Below are 6784 nucleotides of genomic sequence, written 5' to 3'. Positions count from 1 at the left end.
ATATATTAAAAACATATTTTTTGATTAGATAGAGGTGTAGAATATGAGCCCAGAACCATCATTTACCCAATCATTACGAGAAGAAGGTTTCATTCAAGGTAGTGATGTCGTAAGTAAAGCAAACGATGCAAAAGATGAAGTAGTAACTAATGTTGAAGAAGAAGTAACACAAGTTGAAGAAACTGTAAAAACAGAAACAGAAACTAAAACAACTCAAGCTAAAAGTTTTGCAGATGACACAGCAAAATCAGCTTCTAGTGACTCATTTATTGGCAAAATAGTTGATGCTATTAAAAATATTTTCTAGTATTAAGTCGAATATATATTCACTTATTTCTTCTTTGTAATTAGATAATTACTATTTTTATAAAACTTTTTTTTTAATTTTAATTTTCAATATTCATTATAATATGTTTATCCTTCGATAATCAAATTATTTAAATAACCAATTAATTATTATTTTTACTATATTATTATCATAAATAGTCCTCATGTACATTATTATACTCAAAGATATGGATGAACCTTAGATTAAACCATTATATTTGAAGTTTTATAATAATTACTGTCTGAGAAAATATTTTTCGATAAATTTTAATCTAAAAAAGGAAAATATTAATAATAGAATAATATAATACTGTCAAATAATCAGTATCTGTTGAAATAAATTTCTAACTTATCAGATAATAATATCAGGATTTAGTGATTTAAATGGAAGATAGTTTACAACACTTGGAAATTACAGAAAATATAAAATTTATGATTAAATATTGTGATACATTTCTTGATTATTGCCATGAAGAAAATTTATCAATAGACGGAAATATTGCTGGAGAAATCGTAGACTCCATAACAGAAATTGAAGATTTCTTAGAAAATCCTGATGAAATTCTCAATCAAGAAGACTTAAAAACTATATATGATGAGCTAAGTAACATATATGATGGATTACTTAATTTAAATGATATCAAATTATTTAACAATATACATATCGTTTATTCCATTTTATTAAGACAAACAAAAGAAATATTAGAAAAAATTGATAGTGATTGAAATGAATGAAGTGATTTTTCATCCGATTGGATATATAAAAAGTCCATTTAAGAATGTTGAAGATGTTCCAAAGGCAGAAATTGATGCAAAGAAATATGAAGGACAATTAGTTATCGATGAAAAATACCTGGAAAGCATGGCAGATATGAAAGTAAATGAAGAATACCTGCTACTTTTTTATTTTCATGAATGTAAAGAATATAAACAAACAGTACCTTTAAAAGGTATAGGACCTTTAACTGCCTTATTTTCTACACGTGCTCCATGCAGACCCAATCCCATCGGCGTGTCCAATATACTGATAACGGATATTAAAGAAAATATAATAACTTTTAAAGGTGTGGATATGTTGGATAATACTCCAATATTAGATATTAAAAAAGTTTTCAAATAATTATTCAAAAACTTTAACTACTTTTTCTAATTCTTTTGGAATATTTATCTTTTGAGGACAATAATCTATACACTTTCCACATTTTATACAATCTGATGCTTTTTTATTGTTTTTCGTTATATAATTTCTATAATACATGCCTATGGAATGAGACTGATCTAATAATTTTTGGGAATTATACAAATTAAAGAATTTAGGTATATCAATTAATTGAGAACAGTGATTAATACAATATTCACATCCTGTACATTTTATTTCTATATCATCAGTTATGCTCTTAGATACTTTATTCAACATAGAATAATCATTTTTGTTTAATGGGGAAAAACTTTCAAATATATTAATATTCTCTATCAAATCTTCCATTTTATTCATTCCACTTAATATTACTAAAATGTTATTTAAAGATAGATTATATCTAAAACTCCATGAAACTATGGAATTATCCCTGTCGTATTCTTGAATAATATTTTTAGCTTTTTCTGGTAAATTTGCTAGAGCACCACCCTTTAATCCTTCCATAATTATTATGGGTTTATTATACTTACATGAAACTTCATAAATACCTTTAGATTGTATGATTTTATCATTCCAATCCAAATAATTGATTTGTAATTGTACAAATTCAATTTCGGGATGTTGTTCTAATATTTCATCAAGGAAATCTGGAGAATCATGACAAGAAATTCCTATATGTTTGATTTTTCCTTCATTTTTCATTTTTTCAATAAAATTAAAAGCATTAAAATTTATACATTTTTGATAATGTTTAGTACTTAAATTATGAAGCATGTAATAATCAAAGTATTTTACGCCACATCTGTCTAATTGTTCATTAAATATCTTTTCCATATCCTCTTCTTTTTCAAGATTAAAAATTGGTAATTTACTAGCCAGGTAAAAAGAATCTCTGGGATATCTGGAAACTAATACTTCTTTAATAGATTTTTCACTATTTCCATTTAAATACGTATGTGCAGTATCAAAATAATTATATCCCTTCGACATATAATAATCTACCAATTCTTTAAATTTTTCAATATTTACCTCTTTAGACTTTTCATCAATTAAGGGTAATCTCATTAATCCAAAACCTAATTTTTTCATTTTTCTACACCAGTTAATAATAAATTTAAAATTTTAAATATAAAAAATTATAAAAAATTATTATTATAAAGAACAGTAAAGGTGTTATAATGTTAATTAAGTGTGATATATGTGGACATGAATTTGATCATACAGAAGCTGAAACCTGTGACTGTGGATACGATCCTGCATCAGCTAATTTGAAATGTCCAAATTGTATGATAGATTTAATCCTTCCACCAGAACTTGAAGCAGAAAGACAAAAGGAAATCGAGGATAATTCATTATATGCTAAATTGGAAAGAGAATTTAGTAAAAAGTAATATTTTATTACATTATATTCTAAAAAAAATAGGAGATTATATGAAAATTAAAGTATCATTATTTGATTCAACAACTGATGATTTGACAATAGTAATTGATTTATTAAGAGCAAGTACTACAATAATTGTTGCATTAAATAATTTTAATAAAGTAATACCTGTAAATAATGATGAACAAGCTTTCAAAATAAAAGAGGAACATCCTGATACCATACTTGCAGGTGAAAGAGATTTGAAAACCATTGAAGGATACGATATAACAAATTCACCAAAGATGATCCAAAATTATTCTGGAAATATTTTTGTAATAAATACTACTAATGGAACTAAAGTTCTTGAAAAAATTAAAAACCGAAATGAAAAAATCAAAGTACTCATAGGTGCTAGTATAAATGCAAGGAAATTAGCTATGAAATCATTGGAAATGGCTGACCATGAAATTGAATTAATTATGGCAGGTCGTCATGAAAAATTTAATATTGAAGATTGTGTTGGTGCCGGATTGATTGTTAATGAAATAATTAAAATTGCTCATGAAAGAAATATTGAAATTGAACTGGACGAATCTGCTTTGGCAGCAAAAATTATAGCTGAAGATACAAATAGAGCTAAAGAACTTATTGGAAACAGTCAAGCTTCCAAAAGATTAACTAAAATAGGTTTAGAATCCGATGTTAAACTATGTCAACAATTAAATTCTATGGATATTGTTGGTTTATATGAAAATAACGAAATAATAAAAATATAACTATAACATTATTTATACCAGTATTTACAAACATTTAATTAATTCTCAGGGCGAGGCGAAATTCCTCACCGGTGGTAAAATTATAAGTCCACGAGCTTGAAAAAGTTGATTTGGTGAAAATCCAAAACCGACGGTAAAGTCCGGAAGAGAGAGAATATTTAATTATATCCATCTTATTTTTATAGCCCTGTTTCATTTATTAAAATATACAAGAGGTAATAACATGAATCATGAAGAAATGTTAACAGGAAATTATATCGAACGTGTAGAGACTGCAGTAGAAGCAATAAAAAATAAAAAAGGTGTAATAGTCACAGATGATGAATCTCGTGAAAATGAAGGAGATATGTTTTTCTCAGCTCAGCATGTTACAGAAGAACAAATGGCATTATTAATAAGAGAAGGTAGTGGAATTGTCTGTTTATGTATGACAGAAGATAAAGCAGATGAACTTGAATTACCATTAATGGTTGATAACAATACAAGTACTTATGGTACAGGTTTTACTATAACTATTGAAGCAGCTGAAGGGGTTACTACAGGAGTTTCAGCAGCAGATAGAGTTACAACTGTTAGAGCAGCATCCAAAGATGGTGCTAAACCTGAAGATTTACATCATCCAGGACACGTTTTCCCTTTACGAGCTAAAAACGGTGGAGTTCTGGAAAGAGATGGTCATACAGAAGCAAATATTGAATTAATGAAATTAGCAGGACTTAAACCTATGGGAGTTTTATGTGAAATAACTAACCCTGATGGTACTATGGCCAGAATGCCTGAAATCATTAAATTTTCAAAAGAACATGATATGCCTATCGTAACTATTAATGATATTATTCAGTACATATCTGAATAATTTACTATTTTTCTTTTAATACAGATACAGAGGAATAATATGTTCTATGAATGTTTAATGGTAGGATTAGGTGGTTTTTTAGGTAGTGTTTTAAGATATCTGATAGGATTTATACCTATTAAAGAATCAACAACCTTTCCAATAAATACATTTATCATTAACATATTAGGTGCCATATTGATATCCCTTATAGCATTTTACATAAATAATACTATGCATGATGTTAATGCATCAACACTAAAAAATATCATATTATTTTTAAAAGTAGGTGTTTGTGGGGGATTTACTACATTTTCAACATTTGCTTTGGAAACAGGTGATTTAATTAAAAATGGAAATATAGAAATGGCATTTTTATATGTATTATTAAGTGTTGTTATTGGTGTAACAGTAATCTTTATACCTGAAATACTATACAATAACCAACACATTTAATTAATTTAACGAATTTAATATTTCAAATTCTTCTATTTTTTCCATAAATAATTTTCTTTGACTATATTTATTTCTTAATACTGAAATAAGATTTTTTACAATTTCAGAACTGTTTCATAGGATATCATAATATCCAAATAATTTAGAATTAATGTATAACCTGAAATATTTTTTGACGTTTTGGATTCTTTTAAAACAAGATTTTTATATATCTCTAAAATATCATCATTATATTTTTCTCCAATATATTCCCTATAGTCTTCTAAAAGATCTATTTTACAGTTATTAATTATATTATAATATAAATTATCATAATCTCCTTCTTCCACATAAATTTCATTTAAAAAATCAAATGAATAATTTTCATTATAAAACTTTATTAATAACTCTTTTTCATGAATCCATTGTTCAGTGCTCGTTAATTCTTTAAATTGCTTAATGAAATACATATCCTTAATGTTGAATTCACAAATAATGTTTTTTAATTCATTTATAGCATTTTCTTTATCATTAATGGTTTGATATAATGAAAAGAGTAAAATTGTGTCTTCTAATGAATAAGTATTTCCATGAATAATTTTATTTTGATTAAGGTAATCAATTGCTTTATCAAAGTTTTTATCTTTTATTTCAGACTCAATTAATATTTTCATGATTTTTTCATGAGATTTATTGTTTTCCAAGAAAGATTTTTGATCAATCAAAGAATAATCCAATACTTTCATCAAATCATATTTTGCCAATAAAATATCCACAGATACCTGTTTATGTTCATTTATTACTTCATCCACTGTAGTATCCAATTGTTTAAGCATAGGTTTTGAATCGAATTTGTCAAAACATATTTCAATCAAGTATTTGGTAGTTTTAGAATTGTAATCAAAGCGTATTTTATTTATTAAATAATTATATATTTCTTCATTTTCATTAGAATCTTGAACTTCTATGACTTTTTCCATGTAATAATTACATTCTTTTAAAATATCTTCAATATTTATATACTGCGTAACATCATCTTTTTGAGAAATATTTTCATAGATAATATACAATAACTGAACTACATATGAATATTCCTGATTCTTAAATAATAAACTTATTTTATCATTCAAAAAGTTTTCCAGGTACTTCTGGAATGGTGCTTCCTGGAGAAATCCGTTTTCATTATACAATTCAATTACATCGATATTGAAAATATTTTCCAGCATGTTTTCATAATTGTCAAAATCTTCCGGTGTAAATTCATTTTGAAATTTATTTATAAAATCTTCTTTAAACTCAGCATCATACTTAAATTTCTCATAAATAAATCTACGAAGTTGTGTTTCATCAACATTATCTATTAATTGTGTAAAAAGAGCATCTTCATCATTATCCACGATGTTAGAAACCGTGTTATTATTGATTTCTTCCATTTTATAAAGGGTTGCAACCATATGTTTACAGTTAAAATCAGCATATGAATATGGGCATGTGCAATATAATGAATCTATATTATCTTCATGAAAATTAATTTTAACATCATACGTCTTGGATCTTGAACCTTCTACTTTACTGGTTATGGAATTATCTGTTAAAATTACATCATAAACTCTGTTTTCAAGATAATATTTAAATCCTCTATCTAATCTATCTTCATCAAACAATGATTTCCAATTCATTATATTGCCCCTATTTCTTAATATTCTATTTATAAGTTTATTTTGAAATAGTTTTGTACAAAAAATATTATTTAATTAATTTAATAGATATTAATCCTAATTTATTTCTATATTTGTCTTTTAATCTAGGATGCAATATAAACTTAATTTGATTATACTCTTCTATATCATTAAATAATTTCTTGTTTAATGTAAATGATGTAGTTGGTATTCTATTACTACTCTGATTTT

9 protein-coding genes and 1 riboswitch are annotated in these 6784 nt (G+C 25.6%); of the genes, 7 read left to right on the top strand and 2 right to left on the bottom strand.

What is annotated here, in order from left to right; genetic code table 11:
* Nucleotides 1–43 precede the first annotated feature (43 nt).
* The 3 genes from QZZ11_RS03050 to QZZ11_RS03040 all read left to right on the top strand — a co-directional run bounded on the left by QZZ11_RS03050 (nucleotide 44) and on the right by QZZ11_RS03040 (nucleotide 1447).
* Nucleotides 44–307: a hypothetical protein gene (locus QZZ11_RS03050; RefSeq protein WP_292473502.1), complete on the top strand. Its 264-nt coding sequence runs from the start codon at nucleotides 44–46 to the stop codon at nucleotides 305–307.
* A gap of 404 nt (nucleotides 308–711) precedes the next feature.
* Complete coding sequence (locus QZZ11_RS03045; protein WP_292473500.1) at nucleotides 712–1053, top strand: hypothetical protein; 342 nt, start codon at nucleotides 712–714, stop codon at nucleotides 1051–1053.
* Nucleotide 1054: 1 nt separating this feature from the next.
* Nucleotides 1055–1447 carry a TrmO family methyltransferase gene (locus tag QZZ11_RS03040; RefSeq protein ID WP_292473498.1) on the top strand — a complete coding sequence of 131 codons (393 nt, stop codon included), beginning with the start codon at nucleotides 1055–1057 and terminating at the stop codon, nucleotides 1445–1447.
* Here QZZ11_RS03040 and QZZ11_RS03035 read toward each other — a convergent pair whose 3' ends face one another.
* Complete coding sequence (locus QZZ11_RS03035; RefSeq protein WP_292473496.1) at nucleotides 1448–2554, bottom strand: aldo/keto reductase; 1107 nt, start codon at nucleotides 2552–2554, stop codon at nucleotides 1448–1450.
* An 89-nt stretch (nucleotides 2555–2643) separates the two neighbouring features.
* Between QZZ11_RS03035 and QZZ11_RS03030 the strand changes: the two genes are divergently transcribed.
* The 4 genes from QZZ11_RS03030 (at nucleotide 2644) to crcB (ending at nucleotide 4895) form a co-directional block, all read left to right on the top strand.
* The gene (locus QZZ11_RS03030; protein ID WP_292473494.1) at nucleotides 2644–2856 is read left to right on the top strand and encodes a hypothetical protein; all 213 of its coding nucleotides are present in this window, start codon (nucleotides 2644–2646) and stop codon (nucleotides 2854–2856) included.
* A gap of 40 nt (nucleotides 2857–2896) precedes the next feature.
* Nucleotides 2897–3604, top strand: coding sequence for a 2-phosphosulfolactate phosphatase (gene comB, locus QZZ11_RS03025; protein WP_292473491.1), 708 nt, complete (start codon nucleotides 2897–2899; stop codon nucleotides 3602–3604).
* Between the two features lie 37 nt (nucleotides 3605–3641).
* Nucleotides 3642–3764, top strand: a riboswitch (FMN riboswitch).
* 63 nt (nucleotides 3765–3827) lie between these two features.
* Complete coding sequence (gene ribB, locus QZZ11_RS03020; RefSeq protein WP_292473489.1) at nucleotides 3828–4460, top strand: 3,4-dihydroxy-2-butanone-4-phosphate synthase; 633 nt, start codon at nucleotides 3828–3830, stop codon at nucleotides 4458–4460.
* 39 nt (nucleotides 4461–4499) lie between these two features.
* Nucleotides 4500–4895 (top strand): fluoride efflux transporter CrcB, encoded by a 396-nt coding sequence (gene crcB, locus QZZ11_RS03015; RefSeq protein WP_292473487.1) that lies wholly within the window; start codon nucleotides 4500–4502, stop codon nucleotides 4893–4895.
* 95 nt (nucleotides 4896–4990) lie between these two features.
* On the opposite strand, the gene QZZ11_RS03010 is transcribed toward crcB, so the two are convergent.
* Complete coding sequence (locus QZZ11_RS03010) at nucleotides 4991–6553, bottom strand: hypothetical protein (protein ID WP_292473485.1); 1563 nt, start codon at nucleotides 6551–6553, stop codon at nucleotides 4991–4993.
* Nucleotides 6554–6784: the final 231 nt, after the last annotated feature.

Origin of the sequence: Methanosphaera sp., from assembly GCF_016282985.1 — an archaeon.
Classification (GTDB): domain Archaea; phylum Methanobacteriota; class Methanobacteria; order Methanobacteriales; family Methanobacteriaceae; genus Methanosphaera.
Note: the sequence above shows the minus strand (reverse complement) of the source record. Positions and strands in the feature narration are given on the sequence as shown.

What these genes read in the sequence shown, in the direction of transcription:
- QZZ11_RS03050 (WP_292473502.1), top strand. Translation starts at nt 44, where the DNA reads ATGAGCCCAGAACCATCATTTACCCAATCATTACGAGAAGAAGGTTTC.
- QZZ11_RS03045 (WP_292473500.1), top strand. Translation starts at nt 712, where the DNA reads ATGGAAGATAGTTTACAACACTTGGAAATTACAGAAAATATAAAATTT.
- QZZ11_RS03040 (WP_292473498.1), top strand. Translation starts at nt 1,055, where the DNA reads ATGAATGAAGTGATTTTTCATCCGATTGGATATATAAAAAGTCCATTT.
- QZZ11_RS03035 (WP_292473496.1), bottom strand. Translation starts at nt 2,554, where the DNA reads ATGAAAAAATTAGGTTTTGGATTAATGAGATTACCCTTAATTGATGAA.
- QZZ11_RS03030 (WP_292473494.1), top strand. Translation starts at nt 2,644, where the DNA reads ATGTTAATTAAGTGTGATATATGTGGACATGAATTTGATCATACAGAA.
- comB (WP_292473491.1), top strand. Translation starts at nt 2,897, where the DNA reads ATGAAAATTAAAGTATCATTATTTGATTCAACAACTGATGATTTGACA.
- ribB (WP_292473489.1), top strand. Translation starts at nt 3,828, where the DNA reads ATGAATCATGAAGAAATGTTAACAGGAAATTATATCGAACGTGTAGAG.
- crcB (WP_292473487.1), top strand. Translation starts at nt 4,500, where the DNA reads ATGTTCTATGAATGTTTAATGGTAGGATTAGGTGGTTTTTTAGGTAGT.
- QZZ11_RS03010 (WP_292473485.1), bottom strand. Translation starts at nt 6,553, where the DNA reads ATGAATTGGAAATCATTGTTTGATGAAGATAGATTAGATAGAGGATTT.